This is a genomic window from Komagataeibacter rhaeticus, from assembly GCF_011611525.1.
Taxonomy (GTDB): Bacteria; Pseudomonadota; Alphaproteobacteria; order Acetobacterales; family Acetobacteraceae; genus Komagataeibacter; species Komagataeibacter rhaeticus.
In genome coordinates this window covers 1,225,344-1,243,388 of record NZ_CP050139.1, presented here as the reverse complement: position 1 = coordinate 1,243,388, position 18,045 = coordinate 1,225,344, and the positions used below count along the sequence as shown (strand labels likewise).

Annotated in this window: 11 protein-coding genes; 3 read left to right on the top strand and 8 right to left on the bottom strand. The window is 58.6% G+C overall.

From position 1 onward, the window contains the following. Nucleotides 1-53: 53 nt before the first annotated feature. From GWK63_RS05725 to GWK63_RS05700, 6 genes are all read right to left on the bottom strand, one after another. Entirely contained in the window at nucleotides 54-650 is a 597-nt protein-coding gene (locus GWK63_RS05725; RefSeq protein ID WP_007397996.1) for a LutC/YkgG family protein, read from the bottom strand. Next, nucleotides 647-2,173, bottom strand: coding sequence for a lactate utilization protein B (locus GWK63_RS05720; protein ID WP_007397995.1), 1,527 nt, complete (start codon nucleotides 2,171-2,173; stop codon nucleotides 647-649). Before GWK63_RS05720 ends, GWK63_RS05725 begins: the two co-directional genes overlap by 4 nt. Then, nucleotides 2,170-2,913, bottom strand: coding sequence for a (Fe-S)-binding protein (locus GWK63_RS05715; RefSeq protein WP_039998727.1), 744 nt, complete (start codon nucleotides 2,911-2,913; stop codon nucleotides 2,170-2,172). Before GWK63_RS05715 ends, GWK63_RS05720 begins: the two co-directional genes overlap by 4 nt. A 35-nt stretch (nucleotides 2,914-2,948) precedes the next feature. Next, nucleotides 2,949-4,700, bottom strand: coding sequence for a D-lactate dehydrogenase (gene dld, locus GWK63_RS05710; protein ID WP_007397993.1), 1,752 nt, complete (start codon nucleotides 4,698-4,700; stop codon nucleotides 2,949-2,951). Nucleotides 4,701-4,732: 32 nt separating this feature from the next. Further along, complete coding sequence (locus GWK63_RS05705; RefSeq protein ID WP_007397992.1) at nucleotides 4,733-6,214, bottom strand: carbohydrate porin; 1,482 nt, start codon at nucleotides 6,212-6,214, stop codon at nucleotides 4,733-4,735. A gap of 486 nt (nucleotides 6,215-6,700) precedes the next feature. Beyond that, the gene (locus GWK63_RS05700; RefSeq protein ID WP_039998726.1) at nucleotides 6,701-8,035 is read right to left on the bottom strand and encodes a sensor histidine kinase; all 1,335 of its coding nucleotides are present in this window, start codon (nucleotides 8,033-8,035) and stop codon (nucleotides 6,701-6,703) included. A 337-nt stretch (nucleotides 8,036-8,372) separates the two neighbouring features. Between GWK63_RS05700 and GWK63_RS05695 the strand changes: the two genes are divergently transcribed. Both GWK63_RS05695 and GWK63_RS05690 read left to right on the top strand, forming a co-directional pair. Next, nucleotides 8,373-10,652 carry a TonB-dependent receptor gene (locus tag GWK63_RS05695; protein WP_007397987.1) on the top strand — a complete coding sequence of 760 codons (2,280 nt, stop codon included), beginning with the start codon at nucleotides 8,373-8,375 and terminating at the stop codon, nucleotides 10,650-10,652. Nucleotides 10,653-11,101: 449 nt separating this feature from the next. Further along, on the top strand, nucleotides 11,102-12,847 hold the full coding sequence (locus GWK63_RS05690; protein ID WP_007397985.1) for an oleate hydratase: 1,746 nt from the start codon (nucleotides 11,102-11,104) through the stop codon (nucleotides 12,845-12,847). Between the two features lie 182 nt (nucleotides 12,848-13,029). Here GWK63_RS05690 and GWK63_RS05685 read toward each other — a convergent pair whose 3' ends face one another. Continuing rightward, on the bottom strand, nucleotides 13,030-15,153 hold the full coding sequence (locus GWK63_RS05685; RefSeq protein ID WP_007397983.1) for an HAD-IIIC family phosphatase: 2,124 nt from the start codon (nucleotides 15,151-15,153) through the stop codon (nucleotides 13,030-13,032). On the opposite strand from GWK63_RS05685, the gene GWK63_RS05680 reads away from it, so the two are divergent. Further along, nucleotides 15,152-15,439, top strand: a complete 288-nt coding sequence (locus tag GWK63_RS05680; protein WP_007397982.1) for a hypothetical protein — start codon at nucleotides 15,152-15,154, stop codon at nucleotides 15,437-15,439. The two genes, GWK63_RS05685 and GWK63_RS05680, sit on opposite strands and share 2 nt — an antisense overlap. On the opposite strand, the gene GWK63_RS05675 is transcribed toward GWK63_RS05680, so the two are convergent. Beyond that, nucleotides 15,405-17,720, bottom strand: coding sequence for a TonB-dependent receptor (locus GWK63_RS05675; protein ID WP_408885913.1), 2,316 nt, complete (start codon nucleotides 17,718-17,720; stop codon nucleotides 15,405-15,407). The genes GWK63_RS05680 and GWK63_RS05675 overlap by 35 nt on opposite strands. Nucleotides 17,721-18,045 lie beyond the last annotated feature (325 nt).

Genomic DNA, 18,045 nt, shown 5'->3' with positions numbered 1-18,045 from the left:
GCGCGGCCGGGCTCCGCGCAACGGTCCCGGCCCCACTGCACTGTCAGGACAGGTCAGCCAGCCCGATCAGGGACAAAAAACAGGCGCAGGGAGCGCACGCCCTGCGCGCCATGCACCAGCACCCCTTCAATATCCGCCGTGGCGGACGGGCCGCTCTGCAGGACCGCGTAATGCATCGTCCGCCATTCCGGGCGCTGATAGGCACGATGCAGGTTGCTGACAATCCGCGCGGGGTCCAGCAGCACGATCAGGTGCTGTGGCAGGTAACCCAGCGTATTGACCAGCAGGTCCACTTCCGTCAGGCAGACCGATCCCGTTTCCGCCACGCCAAAGGATGCGCGTACCACGCCAATATCGACATCCGCCAGCGATGCCGGGGGCGTATCGGCGCCCAGGGCACGGTTCCCCTGCACCTCCGGCACCTGCGAACAGCTGACGGGCACGGCCGCGACAATCCCGCGCACCACATCCAGCGGATCGGCCGCGCCACAATCGGGCAATGTGCCCCCCATCTGCACGAAGGACGCGCGGAAGACCGCGGTCAGGTCCGTGCCCGGGGGTGGGTCAAAGTACGGCACCTGCGGCAAGGGACGCGCAAGGGCCGGCTTGTGTGCGCGCACGCGGGCCAGAATGTCTTCGCGGCTGCTCATGACGGCTCTCCCTGCCCGGAAGCACGGTTTGCGGCGTACCACTGGTGGAATGTCTCACGCGGTGGGGCCGGCACTTCGCGGCCATGCCCCCATGTGTTCAGGCGATTGTATACCATGAAGCGCGGCAGATGCTTCAAGGCACTGTCCGCCGTTGCAATGGCTGCGCGGTACAGCGCCGGATGGGACAGCAGATGCCCGGCCTCGCGCATCATCGCCTTTTTCATCAGCGGCAGTTCATGCGTTTCCGCCAGCACCCTGCGCCAGCCCGCGATCTGTTCATGGATATTGATCTTTACGGGACAGACATTGGTGCAGCTTCCATTCAGCGTGGAGGAAAACGGCAGGCTGCTGTAGCGATGGCGGTTGAAGGTCGGGTCAATGATCAGCCCGATCGGCCCGGCATAGGTGGCACCATAGCTCAGCCCCCCGCTGCGGCGGAACACCGGGCAGGTATTCATGCACGCACCACAGCGGATGCATTTGAGCGATGTCCAGAACTGTTCCATGCCCAGCCGCTCGGAACGGCCATTATCCACCAGCACCACATGCAGTTCCCCCCCACGCCTCGGGCCACGGAAATGCGAGGTGTACTGGGTAATGGGCGATCCCAGCGCGCTGCGTGACAGCAGGCGCACGAAAACCGGCAGGTCCTCCAGACGGGGAATGACCTTCTCGATCCCGATGGAGGCAATCTGCAGGGGCGGCGTATTGGCCGACAGGTCGGCATTACCCTCATTGGTGCACACCACGAAGGTCCCGGTTTCCGCCACTACGAAATTGGCACCCGTCAGCCCGGCCTGCGCATCAAGGATCAGCGGGCGCGTCTTTTCACGCTGCTGTTCGGTCAGGTAATGCACGTCGTCATCATTCGGGTCCGTACCCAGCGTGCGGGCAAACACATCCGCCACGTCCGAACGCAGCTTGTGCACCGCAGGCACCACGACATGGCTGGGCGCTTCATCATCAAGCTGCTGGATGCGCTCACCCAGGTCGGTTTCCACGACCTCGACCCCGGATTCAGCCATGAAATCACGGAAGCCGCATTCCTCCGTCAGCATCGACTTGCTTTTGATCAGCCGTTTGACGCCATGATCGCGCAGCAGCGAAAGGATGATGGCATTATGTTCATCCGCATCCTGCGCCCAATGGACATGGATGCCATTGGCCCGCGCATTGGTCTCGAACTGTTCAAGGTAATGGTCGAGATGGGTCAGGGCGTGTTCCTTGATTTCGGATGCCAGCCTGCGCAGGTCTTCCCACTCCGTAATCCCATGCATCTGCCGGTCACGCTTCTGCCGCAGGTCCCACAGGCGCGCGTCATGCATGCGTTCGTGTTCGGGGGCGGCCATGAAGCGTTCGGCGGCTTCGGCCTGATTGATGGGCTGGTCACCATTTATCACCGCCCCACGGGGCTGGGCCTCACGCACGCGTGAGTGCAGCGGGACGGACGCCCCTTCAGCATGGTCAAGCCTGCCGGACCGGGGCGGATTGCGGTTCAGGTCGCTACCCTGTGCACCGCTCATGCCCGTGCCCCGTTCAGGATCTGGGCAATGTGGATGAATTTGAGCGGCATATCCAGCCGCTGCGCGCAGCCCTGCTGGTGCATCATGCACGAACTGTCGGCCGAGACGACATATGCCGCCCCGGCGTTGCTGTGGTCACGCACCTTGTCATACCCCATCTTTTCCGACACGCCCTTTTCAAAGACCGAGAACGTACCACCAAAGCCGCAGCATTCATCCGGCCGCTGGATATGCACGAATTCCAGCCCGCGTACCCTGGCCAGCAGGTCGGCCGGTTTTGAAAAGGCCGGTTCGCGCAGTTCACTCATGCTGGCATGGTTCAGCCCACGCAGGGCGTTGCAGTTGTTATGCAGGCTGACACGGTGCGGGAATTCCGCCCATGGAAAGGCATCGACCTTCAGGATGTCATGCAGGAATTCGACCAGTTCATAGGTCCGTGCGCGTACCTGGCGCACGTCATCGGTCTGTTCGACGGCATCCATGTCGCAGCGCACATGATGCACGCAACTGCCCGACGGGGCCACGACATAGTCGTACCCGGTAAAGTTGCGGACAAACAGGGCTTCCGTCGCAGCCGATTCCGCATGGCAGCCGGTATTGGTCATGGGCTGGCCGCAGCAGGTCTGGTTACGCGGATATTCGACATCCAGCCCGAAGCGTTCAAGCAGCTGGAGTGTTGCGATCCCGACCTCGGGATGGAAGGCATCAATGTAACAGGGCACAAACAGGCCAATACGCATGGTGGGCACTCCGGTCTTTGCGAATGGAAAGGCGGTCAGGACACGCTCTGCGCCTGCCAGTTGCGGCGCTTGGTGGTCTTGCCGATACCGGGATTGAAGCAGTTGCAGGGATCCAGCGCGCGGTAATGCTGCTGCAGTGCTTCCGGCGCCGCGTACAGGTGCCCGTAATTATGTTCCGCCGGGTAGCGCGCGCCACGCTGGTCCAGAAGGGCAAGCATCTGGGCCTCGATCGGGGCGCAGGCATTGCCCTTGCGCACGATATAGTCCTGATGCATGACGTGACACAGGAAATGCCCGTAATACAGCTTGACGATCAGCTGGCGGTCCAGGCCGGATGGCAGGGTTTCCTTCCATCTGCGGTCATTGCGGCGCAGGGCGACATCCAGGGCCACGATATCCTCCACCGTGCGGTGATGCGTGGCGCGGTAGCGGATGGCGGCACCCGCCGCGGCAAAGCGGTGCAGGAAGGCCTTTGCTCCCTCATCGGGCGTGCAGGCGAAATAGCGCGTGCCACCGCGTGCGCAGAAACCGTCAAGGAATGTCCGTGCCTCCGCTTCCAGATGGCCGCCGACCTTGAGCATGAGATGATGTTCAAAGCGGTCCCGGAAGTCATACATGCGTTTGGGCAGGTGGCGGGGGAACAGGCGGCTTGCGGCCTGCAGCAGCCGGTCGCTCATGTTGCCGGGCAGGAAGGGAAAACGTTCGGTCAGCCGGTCAAAACGGTTCTTGAACGCGAACAGCATGGGCAGGCGGCGGGTGCCAATGGCACGGATGATCAGAAATGTGTCCTTGCCATATTCCTCGGCAATGTCGAACGCATCGCGGTGGATGTATTCACCCGCGATCGGCAGTTCGGAAAACGCGGTCAGGATATGGCGGCGTATATCTTCCAGTTCATCGGGGTTGTTGGTCCCGATATAGAAAACAGCAGGATTGCGTTCAGCCGGGAACGTATCCAGCCGGACGGCAAACAGCGCCATGCGCCCCGCACATCCCGCCCCTTCAAACAGGCGGGCGGGATCGGCATTGTAGCGGGCGGGCGTATTGGCATCGACATCACGCACATGGGTTGCGTAATTGTCGTCATGTCCCTTCCCTGCGTTCCAGTTTATGGCGCTTTCGGCAATCACGCCATGATCCAGGGTGCCCAGTATCTCCTCCGGGTCCGTTCCCAGTTCAACCCCGAGGTGATTGACCAGATGCAGCGTGCCCCTGTCATCCACCTGCGCGAATACCGACATCTGGGTAAACGCCGGGCCACGCTGTACCAGCGCACCGCCGGAATTGTTGCTGACCCCGCCAAAGACCGCCGCCCCGATGCATGATGACCCGATAACCGAATGCGGTTCACGCCCCAGCGGGGCCAGCGTGCGCTCAAGCTGGTCCAGTGTGGCGCCCGGCAGGCAGATCACCTGCCTGCCCCCGCCAATGACGAATATCTTTTTCAGCCGCATGCCGCTTATGATGACGATATCACGGTCATAATCATCCCCGTCCGGGGTCGAGCCACCGGTAATGCCGGTATTGGCCGCCTGCATCAGCACGATCCTGTCCGCCCTGATACAGGCCTGCACCACCTGCCACTGCTCCACCAGCGTGCCGGGATGGACCACCGCCAGCGCCTTGCCCAGCCCGAAGCGGAACCCCCGGCGGAACGGCAGCGTCTGCGCCGGATCGGTCAGGACATGGGCGTCTCCCACAATCCGGCGCAACTGCCGGACAAGGGGGTCATGGGCCGCATCCGGCGCGGCCGTGCGCGAAAACAGTGATTTCAGGACGGTGAACATGTCGTGTCTCCTCCTGTTCCATCGGGAACGGGTTACAGGGTGCCGATAACTTTCAGCCCCACCACTTCGGCATTGGGAATGTGCGCGGTCTCGCCGGGGCGCATCATGTACTGGAACTCGGGCTGGACCAGGATTCCGGGATAGACCGGCACGCCGTAATAGGCTTCCAGCACGGCGGCATGGGTCTGTGGCCCATTGACATGGACGCCCAGCGCCATGCCCGCATCCATGCGCAGCTGCTGGCCCAGTTCGGTACGCGGACTCATGCGGTAATAGGAATACATCACGCCAAAGCGGTCATGCGGGCGATGGGGAATAATGCCCAGAAGGGATGAACCGACATAGAATTCATCCGATATGACCGATACATCGGGCGTATTGTGGATATAACCGGCCAGGACATATCCACCCGCCATCTGGCTGGCCCCGCCCTTGCGGTACAGCATCTGGTCGGCTTCCAGATAGAAGGTATCGCGGGCTTCCCCCCCGTGGGGTCGTATGGCGCTGCCGGCCGGAACATCGCCAATATTATCGGCATAGCGGGTGGTGTCGTGCGCAAAACCCAGCACGTAATGGCCAGGCAGTTTCCGGGGACCGAAAAAGGGCTGCCACGCGAATTCAACCGGGATCATGAGCCCGGTGCTTTTTTCCCCTGCCCATGCCCAGCCGCTTATGTCCTCGTTCAACGGGCTGACACTGTAGGCGCCGATCTGGACAAGCGTGTCGCGCGTTGGGCGCAGGCGCACCCGGCCGCCCCACGTCGCCTTGGGATAGACACTGAAGCCCGCATCAAGCTTGATGGCCACCGGGGCCGAACACGTCATCATGAAACTGCACAGAAGCGGTGACGTGGCGAACACATGGGTCAGCGCCATGCGCCCGAAGGCCAGGTCAACCGTGTTGTGCAGGAAGGATTTCTGCGCGTACATATCGGTCAGGTGCGCCACCGAGTGACCGGACAGGCTGTACACTTCCATCAGGCTGATATTGTAATCGCCTACCCGGTCATGCGAGACCTCGCGGCCCACACGTTCCATAAGCAGGGTGTGGACCGTCCAGCCCGTAAAACCGAACAGGCGGCCCAGGTCAAACTGGGTCTGCAGTGTCAGTTCATGAACATAATCCATGCCACGCGATATGCCGCCCCCCACATCGGCCATGGCCTCACCCTTGTAGGTAAAGGCGAAGGTGACCCCCCGGTTCTGGAGACGGGAACGCAAGGCCCCGATCTGGGGCAGGATATGGCCTGGTGCCTCGGATGACGCATAATACCCGGCCGACAGGTCACGCACGCGCAGCGCATCCTCGCGGTTGGTCAGCAGGATGGACAGTCCTTCGGTCCTGAAAATACTGTTAAGACGGGTGGAAACACTGGCATGCGGCGCCGCGGGCGTTTCACGCACCTCCGCATGCGGTTGCGACACCAGTAAACCGGACTGTGTCCGTGCAGCATGGTCGGGAACAGGTTTGCGCGCCCATGACAGGTTACAATAAAAACTGACCACAACACACATAAGAAGCCAGAAATTTTTGTATAAATGGTAAAACCAATCAGGTGATGCGCATCCTGTTATTTTCGGGATACGAAACATGAAATGTTTTTTAAAATTTATTCTCCCCTGTCATCAACACACGAAATGGGGAGTGACGCCTTCGTTACCTAAAGAATTTCAAAAAGAGTGTGATACGCAGCGTGTCATTGATTTTTTATAAATACTTTAAACTTGAAATTTTTATCTTACCGGATTCTTGCATGCATGGGATGCAACGGTTCCGTCAACCTGACGCGGCACTGTACCCTCTGTTCAGGATACAAAAACATATCCATGAAAAAACTATTAAAATTTATGTATTCGAATTCTTTAATCTGACGATTACTTAATGTTTTTAAACATAAATCCGCACAAGGCCCCTTCTACGGGTATGGTTTCCACATATTCATCATGCCAGGCAGAACCGGAAACCGCGTCCCCCTGCATACGGTCCATCCCGTCGCGTTCCTAACTGATTTCGACAGCAGGAAAACGGACCGATACGACAAAGCCCCGGCTGCTGCCCGGAACAGGCGAGGCAATCCGCAGTTCCGCATCCATCTGCCGGGCAATATTATTTGCAATCGCAAGGCCCAGGCCGCTTCCCTGCACGCGGGTTGCGCCACGGACAAACGGGTTTGTCAGCCGGGCGGCCACCGATGGCGGAAGGGAGGCGCAGTCATTGGCAATCAGCACGCGCCCGTCCCGCTCCAGTGTCAGGCGCACGGGCTGGCCTGGCGCGCTATGGATCAGGGCATTCTCGATCAGGTTCCGGAACAGGATGCCAAGCGCATCCATGTCACCGTGGATGATGAAGGCTTTCATGTCCGCCGTATCCATTTCGATACGGTGACTGTCCCGGGCGGGCGGGTCCATGTCATCAATAAGGATATGTACGATCGGCAGCAGGTCCACACGCTCACGCCGGAAGGCCATGCCGGACGAGGCACGTGAGAACTGCAGCAGTTTTTCCACGGTCCGGCCCAGCCTGCGCGTACGCGTGGTAATCACCCTTACACGGGCCACAAGGGCCGGGTCGGGGGCCACGGCGGTTTCCAGTACCTGGGCCTGTGCCAGCAGGGCGGCAATGGGGTTGCGCAGTTCGTGGGCCGCACTGGCGGCAAAGGCCCGTTCGGTGGAAAGTGCCGTTTCCAGCCGGGACAGAAGGGTATTGACGGCGTGCTGGATGGAAATCAGTTCAACCGGCAGGTCCAGCGATGCAATGGGGCGCAGGTTGCCGCTGCCACGCGACTGCATCTCATCATGCAGGCGGTCCAGCGGACGCAGCGCACGCCGCACGATCAGGCGCACCAGCACCCATATGACAGGCAGGAAAACCAGTATCGGCACAACCGCCATGGCCGTGGCACGCCATGTGGCACCACGACGGTGCAGGTTGGGTTCCCCCACCAGCACACGATAGGCCGTGGTGGTGGGCGCCGCGACATATACCCTGAAGGTGGGGGTGTTGGCAAAGCCCGTGCGCATGTCGGCCACGAAGGGCTGCACGGGCGCATTCTGGGACCGCAGCACGACATGCCCGCTGCGGTCCACGACCTGATAGGCAAGCGTCCTTGGTCCGACATCGGGCACCCAGGCAACATTGTCCGGTCGTGGTCCCTGCAGATGGGTGACGGTCGTGGCCTGCAGGCGTTCGGACACTTCCTGCAGGGAATTGTCCAGCCGCTCCGTTATCTCGTACCGGGTGAAACCGGCCACCGCCATGCTGAGGGCAAGAAGACTTATGGTGACCACGCTCAGGACACTGCTGACAATGCGGGTCGCCAGGCTCCAGTGTTTCATGTGAATGCCCCATCGGCAGGGCAGTCCCCACGGCCATGGACTGGCTTGCCGACCGTATTGCCCGGTTGCTGGTACCGGCGGTTTGCAGAAGCCTTCATGATATTGCCTTCTCCATCATTATCAATGGGTAGGGCGCGCACCACGGTTCCCGCTGGCGGGCGGACCATCCTGTCCGTTACTGATTCTGAATATCATGAATGAACATCGGATGGGGGTTTGGACCATATCGTATGGAATTTATGAATTGTTGCATTCTGCAACAGGACTTTTTTGACATTGCAATTCATTATCACTTGCGTGATAAGCGGGCGAGTCCTGTCACTATGCGAGTCATGAAATGAGCCTGCGTGCGTCCCTTCTGGTTACAATCTGCGCGTCCAGTCTCCTGGCGGAGGCTGGAAGTCCTGCGGTTTCCATCGCCCTGGCTGATGAGGTGCCGCCGGTAACAGGCAGGTCGCAGCCAGCCGCCGGGACAGTCACAGGCCACCCCGCCGCCCGCGCCAGGAACGCAGGCCAGAGCACTGCGGCGCACGGCACAACGGATGCCGGCAATGCGGACAGCAGGCACGAGGATATTGTCGTGACCGCCGCACGCAAAAACCGCATGTATGTGACAAGCGGCGGCGATCTGGGCGCACTGGGCAACAAGAAGGGGCTGGATGTACCCTTCAACATCCGCAGCTACAATTCCAGCCTGATCCTGAACCAGCAGTCACAGACACTGGGGGATGTGCTGCTCAACGATCCCACCGTGCGCACGACCATGGGATATGGCAATTACGCCCAGCTGTTCCAGATCCGCGGCTTCACGCTGTATGGCGATGACGTGGCGATTGACGGGCTGTATGGCGTGACGCCACGCCAGCTTGTCTCGCCACAGCTTTACGATTCCGTGCAGGTGCTCAACGGTGCCAGCGCCTTCCTCAACGGTGCGGCACCGGGCGGGTCGGCCATCGGGGGCAATGTCAACCTGATTCCCAAACGGGCAGGTGCTACGGACATCACGCGCATTACCGGTGACTACACCAGCAGCGGCCAGGGTGGTGGCGCCTTTGACATAAGCCGCCGCTTTGGCAAGGACCGGGCCTTCGGCTTCCGCTTCAACGCCGCGGGCATGGATGGCGAGACAGCGATCAAGGGCGAGCGGCATGATGACGTGGCCCTGGGTGTCGCCTTTGACTGGCATAATGACGACACACGCATCAACATGAACATGAATTACCAGAAACAGCAGGTTTTTGGTGGACGCAGCGCGATCATCGTCTCCAGCCTGGCAACGGACATGCCTGCGCCCAAGGCGACATCCCCTTCCGAAAACTGGGGGCAGCGCTGGGCCTATACCGATCTGTCCTATCTGTTCGGAACGTTCAATGTCGAACATGATTTTGGCAGCCACATCACCGCTTACGGCAAATTCGGCGCCCAGAGCGGCAACGAGATGGGCAACTACGCCACCACCACGCTCACGAACTCCGTAACCGGCGCCGGTACCGTCGGAGCCATGGCCGACGCCTATAATGTGATGAACGAGGCCACGCAGGCTGGCGTGCATGCGCATGTCACCACCGGCCCGATCAGACACGAGATCAATGCGGGCGGCTCAGCCATATGGGAAGAATCGGATGCCGCCTATTCCATGAGCCTGGTCTCCCAGGCGGGCAACATCTACCACCCCACGCAGTTCACCCCTTCCGAGACCTATAGCGGGGGCATCCTGAACAATCCCGGACGCGTGTCATGGAACAAGCTGTACAGCCTGTTCCTGTCCGATACGATGACATTCTGGCATGACCGCATCGCGCTTACGGGGGGCTTCCGGTATCAGGATATCCTGTCGGATTCCTTCGCCTACGGCACCGGCAAGCTGAGCACCCATTACGATGCGGCGGCGTTCTCCCCGGTCATCGGCCTGGTTATCCATCCGGTCCGGCATGCGGCCCTGTATTTCAACCGTATCCAGGGCCTGTCTGCCGGGCAGACGGTGGGGTCGACCTATGTCAATGCCGGGCAGGTTTTCGCCCCTTACCAGAGCACCCAGTACGAAGTCGGCGCCAAATACGACATCGGCCGCTTTGCCGCGGGGGTCGCCTTTTTCCAGACGTCCATGCCCTATGGCCTGACCGAGGCATACGGCAATACCGGGCAGGAAATCTACACGCAGGATGGCCGGCAGCGGAACCGGGGCATGGAACTGACATTCAATGGCGAGATCCTGCGCGGCCTGCGTTTCAACGGCGGGCTTACGCTGATCGACGCGAAGCAGACACACACGGCCGGCGGCACCTATGATGGCAAGACGGTCATTGGCGTGCCGAACTACACCATCAACGGCAATCTTGAATATGACGTGCCCTTCATCAAGGGGCTGACGCTGGTCGGGCGTGTCATCAGCACGGGCAAGCAGCAGTTCAACAATGCCAATACGACGCACCTGCCCGCGTGGTCCCGGTTCGATCTGGGCGCACGCTACACGTTCCTTGCCGCCAGCAAACCGCTTACGGCACGCTTTGAGGTCGATAACATCGGCAACCAGCGCTACTGGGCTTCGGTTTACGAGAGCGATCTGGTGATGGGGGACCCCGAGACCTTCAAATTCTCGATCAGCGCGGACCTCTGACCGGCGGAACGTCGACCCGCCGCGGGGTGGGGCCTGCAATACCCCCTGCCCCGCACGGCCAGTCCCGCCTGCCCGGCTTCATCAACGAACAGCCAGTCAAAACCCTGTTCGTGTTCCGGCCGGGCAAAAAAGGAAGGCCGTGCCGCCCACCACCCGTGCCTTACGCCAGCGCGGGATCATCGTTGGCGCCCCCATCCATAACCGCATCAGTCACAATGCTGGCATGCCCTGTATGCCTGTCCTGCATGGGATAAGGCCCAATGCCCATGCCTTCCGCCATCAGGACGAAGGGGCAACCGGCCTTACCCTGCCGGACAACACTGTATCCCACCCGCGCGCAGTTGACGCACGTCAACGACAGCCCTGACAAAGACGCCTGTTGTAATCGGCAACATTTACCATATGGCACATGGTCGCCCACGACCGCGCCAGGCAGAGGCAGGCAGTTCATGAGATACGCCCACAGCAATTTTGAAGCCTTTGTACGCCCGGCCCGACCTGCCGGGATCGGGAACCGCTCGGCGTGGATCGTGGGCGGCGGGCTGGGGGGCATGGCGGCTGCCGCCTTCCTGATCCGTGATGCGGGCATGACACCATCACGGATCACCATCCTCGAGGCATCGGATACCGACGGCGGGGCGCTGGATGGCGCGGGCAACAGCGAAACCGGCTGGCTTATCCGTGGCGGCCGGGAAATGGAGGAACAGTTCCAGTGCCTGTGGGATCTCTACCGCTCCATCCCCTCGCTGGAGGAACCTGACGCTTCGGTGCTGGATGAGTTCTATCGCCTCAACCGGGCCGATCCCAGCAGCAGCCCGATCCGCGCCATGTGCGGGCGGGGACAGAAACTGCCGGATCGGGACCGGCTGACCCTGACCGGCAGGGCACGGCGGGAAATCGTTGCCCTTATCCTTGCCGATGAAAAAACGCTTGATGGCAGGACCATCAGCGATGTGCTGTCCGACGATTTCATGAAATCGAATTTCTGGCTGTTCTGGCGCTCGATGTTCGCGTTCGAGACATGGCACAGCGCGATCGAGATGAAGCGTTACCTGGCCCGCTTCGTCCACCAGATACTGGGGCTGAAAGACCTGCACACACTGAAATTTACAAGATTCAACCAGCAGGAATCCCTCAGCCGCCCCCTGGCAACATGGCTTGTCAGTCAGGGCGTCATCTTTCGCCATGGGGTGCGGGTGACCAACGTTCTTGTTGATACCACGGGCGCAAAGAAGGTTGCGACCCGCATTGACTGGCTGGAAAGTGGGCAGTCCGGCCATACGGATCTGGGCGCAGATGACCTGGCTTTCGTCACCAACGGCTCCATGGTGGAAAACGCCCGCTGGGGCGACCACCATACACCCGCGCCGCTGGATACCACCATCGGGGAGGGCAATGTCTGGCAGCTATGGCGCAATATGGCAGCGCAGGACCCGGCCTTCGGGCGGCCCGACGTGTTTTGTGGCGATACCACGCGATCACGCTGGGAATCCGCCACCGTCACCACGCTGGATACGCGCATCCCTGCCCTGGTACATGAGGTGACGGGGCGTGACCCGTTTTCCGGCCGCACCGTTACGGGAGGCCCCATCACCATAAAGGATTCCGCGTGGCTGATGAGCTGGGTCGTCAGCCGGCAGCCGCATTTCAAGGGCCAGCCGCAAGGGCAGATGGTGGCGTGGCTGTATGGCCTGTTCAGCAACGTACCGGGCGATTACGTAAAAAAACCCATGCAGGACTGCACGGGAGAGGAAATCACCCGCGAATGGCTGTTCCATATGGGCGTGCCCGAGGACCGGATTGATGACATGGCCGCCACGGGTGCGATCACCCACCCGTGCATGATGCCCTTCATTACCGCGCAGTTCATGCCGCGTGCGACAGGCGACCGGCCAAAGGTGGTGCCGGATGGCAGCCGCAACCTCGCCTTCCTCGGCCAGTTTGCCGAAACCCCGCGCGATACCGTCTTTACAACGGAATATTCCGTTCGCACCGCGATGGAAGCGGTCTATACACTGCTGGACATTGATCGTGCCGTGCCGGAAGTTTTTGGCAGTGTATATGATATACGCATGCTGCTGCAGGCGGCTGCGGAACTGCGGGATGGAAAGAAGGTTCCGGCTTCAGGCCTTCTGCGCCACATCACGGATGGTACTGAAATCGATACCCTGCTGGAACGCTACGGACTGATCTGAAGGCCCCGTCCGTGCATGCGCGCATTTGGCCAGCCGGAGCCTGACATGGCCCGTCCGGCAGATACCGCATGCACGGCCGGTTTTTTCTGTTCCACATGACTACTACATATTTTCAGCCCCGCACATTTCCTGAATACAGGCATACGCGGGGCAGTTACTATAATTGTATTCCAGAGCGGATTTCACATTTTCAGCGTTATATGGGACGGCGCGATACAGGTTTCATTCCCTTCGATGGAAAACATCATGGAACCGGAGCCATCATTATCCCTGCAATGAAAGCCAGCGGTTTCATATAATGCCTGACATGGACCGTTATCCCCGTTTTTTATCATAACACCATTCACGGCTCCGACATGCGTGCCCTTACGCATTGCATTCACAATGCCAGCCAGGACCGAATACTCTATATCCATCCCCATGACGCGACAGCTCATCAGGAACTGCATGATGGTATGCCCCAGCACATACACGACCCCCACAAGGCCATAGTCGGCAAATCTGTCTTTTACGGAGAACGTAAAAATCAAGCCGCCGCCTGACAGGAATTCTTTTATTTCCGCATGGGTCCACCGCTTCCCTGTCGTATTGAACTGGTTTGTCCTGTTGGTCAGTTCCATGATGCGGCCCAGATTCCGGTCTGCTTCATGATCCGCTCGGGAAAGACTGACTTCCGTACCAAGATAGTCCAGGAATTCCCCACGGGTTTTTGCATTACGGACCTGTTCGCGCGCAATCTGTCCTTTAACCATGACTTCACGCCGTGCGGATTCATCTGTCAGATGCAGGACCTGGGTCTCTGCCGACCATAACAGAATGCGACGCACCAGATAGGGGTTACTGCCAATCACCCGTATGTCGGGCAGTGCGGCGCGCACGGATTCACGTTCGACCGGATTATCGTCAACAAATACGACATTCCGGGTCTTTATGTTGAATATATTGCATATTTCCTGAATGTTTTCCGGTTTGGGCTGCCAGTTGATCCGAACGGCCGCAAAATCATCCAGCGACAGGAAGCCGGGCTGGACAACACTGTCCCATCTGTCCTGCACAAGAGCCAGGTCATTTTTTGAACAGATCGCCACCAGAATGCCACGGGCACGCAGATGATGGATTGCCTCCCATATGCCCAGTGGCCAGCCATCCGTTCTGGGCCAGGGCTGACGGTCGGGGCGATAGTCCTCGGCAATCTGCCCGCGCCACAGGGTATTATCCAGATCGAATATGACCGCCTTGACCTGATCCATCTGCCGGACCGTGCGGTATGTTGAGACCATCTGCTCATAAACGGCAGCAAGCAGTTCCGCCTGATGGGATTCATAGACCGTATCAAGCGCCGGAATGGCTTCGATACGGTGATGGGGCGGGCGGTCCCATTCATCCTGAAAGAAACTGGCACCATGAGAATAGAAATACACCATGTCATCCAGGAAGTACTGCTTTCCCAGACTGTTTCCTATGGCATCGACATCACACAATATGACATTGTCATATTTGCGGATGCATTGTGCAAGATAGGCATTAAGATCACGGACAACCTGCGCAAGATCACCCGTCCCGTGCCTCTCATCCAATGAGAGCGTTATGTTCATCTGCGGAACGGCAAAATTGGCGACAAATGTCAGAAGGCCGTAAGACCGATTATAACCCAGCGCGGAATCCAGCATTGTATCCAGAATGCCATAGCCATCTTCAAGGATCTGTCTGAGAAAACCCGGCTGGCCTAGCCGTACCGCCCATATGATCCTGTCCGTCAGGATTGACCGCAGTGGAATCTGGACATATTGAAAATCATAACCGTCTGCAGCCGCCGGTGGCTGGTCCGGCAGGCTGCCCGCGTAATTGAACGCGATATAATCGAACCGTATGTCAGGATACAGGCGGCTGAACTGTTCATAATAAAGGGCGGTCAGACAGGAGCCGACAAGAAGTACGCGGCTGATTCCCGCAGGCGTTACACTCAGCTCGCGCGGAAACAGAAATTCGGCAGGCTTCATGGGCGCGGAAATCTTGATGGTCGGCCGAAGTAAAGAATGCATGTCCGGGTCGGACACGGCCTGCAGAACGATTGCCCCGTCATCCCCTGCCCGGACCTGCTGCCACATGGGTACCGCATGCATGTTATAGAGGACAAGGCGGCCGCGCCTGATATCCCACCTGGCTTCGTTCGGATGTTCATGCCCCACGATACCGCCATCTGGTCCAAAGCGCATGGTCGTGGTCAGGGGCCTGCCCGCACCCGGGCCGAAAGTCCAGTCTCCTGTCTGCAGCCGGGTGCGGATGGAAGCAATCTGATTGTTCATGACCATTCTCGAAGCAGTAGAACTGATTTCCTCCGGGCGAGGAAGAAAAATGCTAAGAGAATATTCTTTTTCAAATGTTAATACAGTTTACTGCCTCTTTCCCGCAGGCATCGTCCTGCTCCGCCATGCGGAAAAACAGGCCCGTGCCAAGCATATCGCACAAGGCCTGTATGGTGTTTTCATGAAATATTTACGGGGTGTCGCCTGTCAATACAAAGGCGACACCCGGACTGTGCACGCCCGCGCAGCCTTTAAAATGCCGTGGAAATGGTTCCTGTCATGCTGAAGCGTGGTTCCACATAGAACTGTGCCCCTGTCGAGCCCGCAATACGCTGGCCATTCAGCAGCGTTACGGCATGATAGTTATCCGTAACCCCGGTTGTTCCCGTGCGCACCATCGAGCCGGTCAGATTGGTGAAATTAAGCCGGAACGTCGGTGACTTTGCCACCAGGAAGGGAGAAAACCGGTAACCCAGTGAAATGGTATCCGTCACGTAGCCCGGTATCCGCTCATCCCCCACCAGCGTGACGGACTGGGGACCGGTGTAATGGACGGTCGCATTGGCAAAAAAGTGCTTGTTATCATAGGTCAGGCCAAAATTGGCCATGACATGGGGGGCCATGATGGCTTCCTTGCCCCTGGTCGGCAGGTAGGACGTGCCGTACTGGACATTCGAGTCCTGATGGGCATTCAGGTATTCGAATGAAACATAGGGACTGAAGTGATGTATCGGGTGCGTAGACAGCATGATATCAAAACCACGCGCCGTCTGATTACCGGCATTGATCGTGCTGTATGAATTATTGGCGTTATAGACACTCAGCAAACGGTTTGTAATCGCATAATTGAACAGGGAAAGATCAAGCATCATGTAACGGTTGTTATACCGATACCCGAGTTCCTCCTTGATGGAATATTGATTGCGCGGCAACGCGGCATTCTGTGAAAGATTGCTGGGATCGGGCGCACGAAAGTCACCCTGCGCATTCACGTAAATCTGATGATGACGGTTGATTTCATAAGATACTGAAAAACGGGGAAGCGGCACAGTGGAATTGGAACCCATATTGGCGTGGGTCAGGTAGTTATTGAACCAGTAATTGATCATGGCAAATTTGAACCCGGCCGACACCACCAGACGGTTCTGCAGGTAACGGGCCGTGTCCTGGATGAACAGCGCATGTATCTGGTCACCCGTCTGCTGGTTTGCGGAATAGTCGCGCTGCCCGTCCCTGAAATACGCGGTCGACAGGTTGTCAGGGTCAATAGCAAAACCATTCTGGTTTACCGCGCTGTTTGGCCCCCACTGCCTGCTTTGTGTATAGCCGTACCAGTACCCCAAAGTGACCTGATTATGACGAGAAATATCATAGGTCAGCTTGACCGTGGCCCCGGTGGTGGGCGTACGCTGGTCATAATAATTGACCGAAAGCTGGGTGGGGGAGACAGCGGTGCCATTGGCGTAGGTCAGGCCCGAACCGGCCTCGCCCGAGGAAGACGAACTCCATCCACGGCCATAGGCAAAATAGGGTACAAGATCAAATTGCAGCCGATGGGTCAGGCGAAGATGGACCGGCAATGTAAGAAACAGTTCATTCCACGGGCCTTCACGATGACTGCCCCAGAAATCGGTGCTGTTCGGGTCACTGCTGCCGCCCCATGTACCGGTTCCATGCTTCTTGGCGTAAAACTGGTCGGCTGTGGGGTAATTATAGATCCCGTAACGCTCCTGGTTCCAGGATGCGAAGAACTTTATGTAGGAATCGGTGCCGATATCCTTCTGCGCGCCAAAATCGATATGTTTCTTGTCAGAAGCACCGGCACCAATCCAGTTATCGGCATGTGTATGCGAAAATGAAAAGAACGTGCGCAGGCCGGTCCTGCCAATGTCACCGCTTTCCAGACGGATGAACTGCCGCGACATGTCATTGGTACCATAGGAGAAATCAACCAGACCACCATATTTATGGCCGGGTGTATGGGTTGCGACATTCATCACCCCCAGCGCTGCCGACGTTACCGGCTGGTCAATGGCTGACGTGCCGGGCGTGACTTCGATACGGTCCATGTTTTCGGTATCGATATCTTCCTGAATATATTCCGTACCCGATGTCACAACCGCGCCATCAATCAGCAGCGCCATGTCCCCATCGTTCAGACTACGGCTTTCAATCGAACCGCCGGTCATGCCCGATGTATCCTGGGTGGACACATTCAGGCTGGGCAGGTTTTTCACCATATCCAGTGCCGTACCGGCCGGGCTGCGCATGTCCATGAACTGTCGCGTAACGGTCTGGATACTATGCGATGCGGTTTCCCGACGCATCATCCCGCCGCCGCCCGCACGGCCTGAATTCACATTCAGGATTTCCGGCGTCGCCGTTGACCGTACCGCCCCCGCGGGCTGCTGCGCACCAGCCCGGGCTGGTGCCACATGCTGGCGCGCCGGACGGGATGCATGACGGGTATCCGCCACCCTGTCCGGAACCTGTGCATGCGCTACCGTCACGAAACCTGTCGTACCGAAAAGAAATGTTGCCAATAGCCAACGTCTGCCATGCGGCATAACACCCACAATCATATCGAACTCCCCACCTGGAACGATCGTATGCCTGACCTGACACAGGGCCGCGTCATCAGGAAACAGCATACACGGGAAACGATTGCCATGATTCCAGCCAGAGAGTCTATCGCGCAGCAGATTCATTTTTAAAACTAAGTTTCTTATTTTGTTGTTTATTTATAATAAAAATACGTATTTCCTGATTTTTCCTGCTGGAAGATCGTCAGTGCGGAGAGATAAAATAACCAATTATCATTGCATTAGGACAACGTATGGCAAACGATGGCAATGCCGGTTCCCTGTCATGTGATCCGCGGCGCGGCCAGGG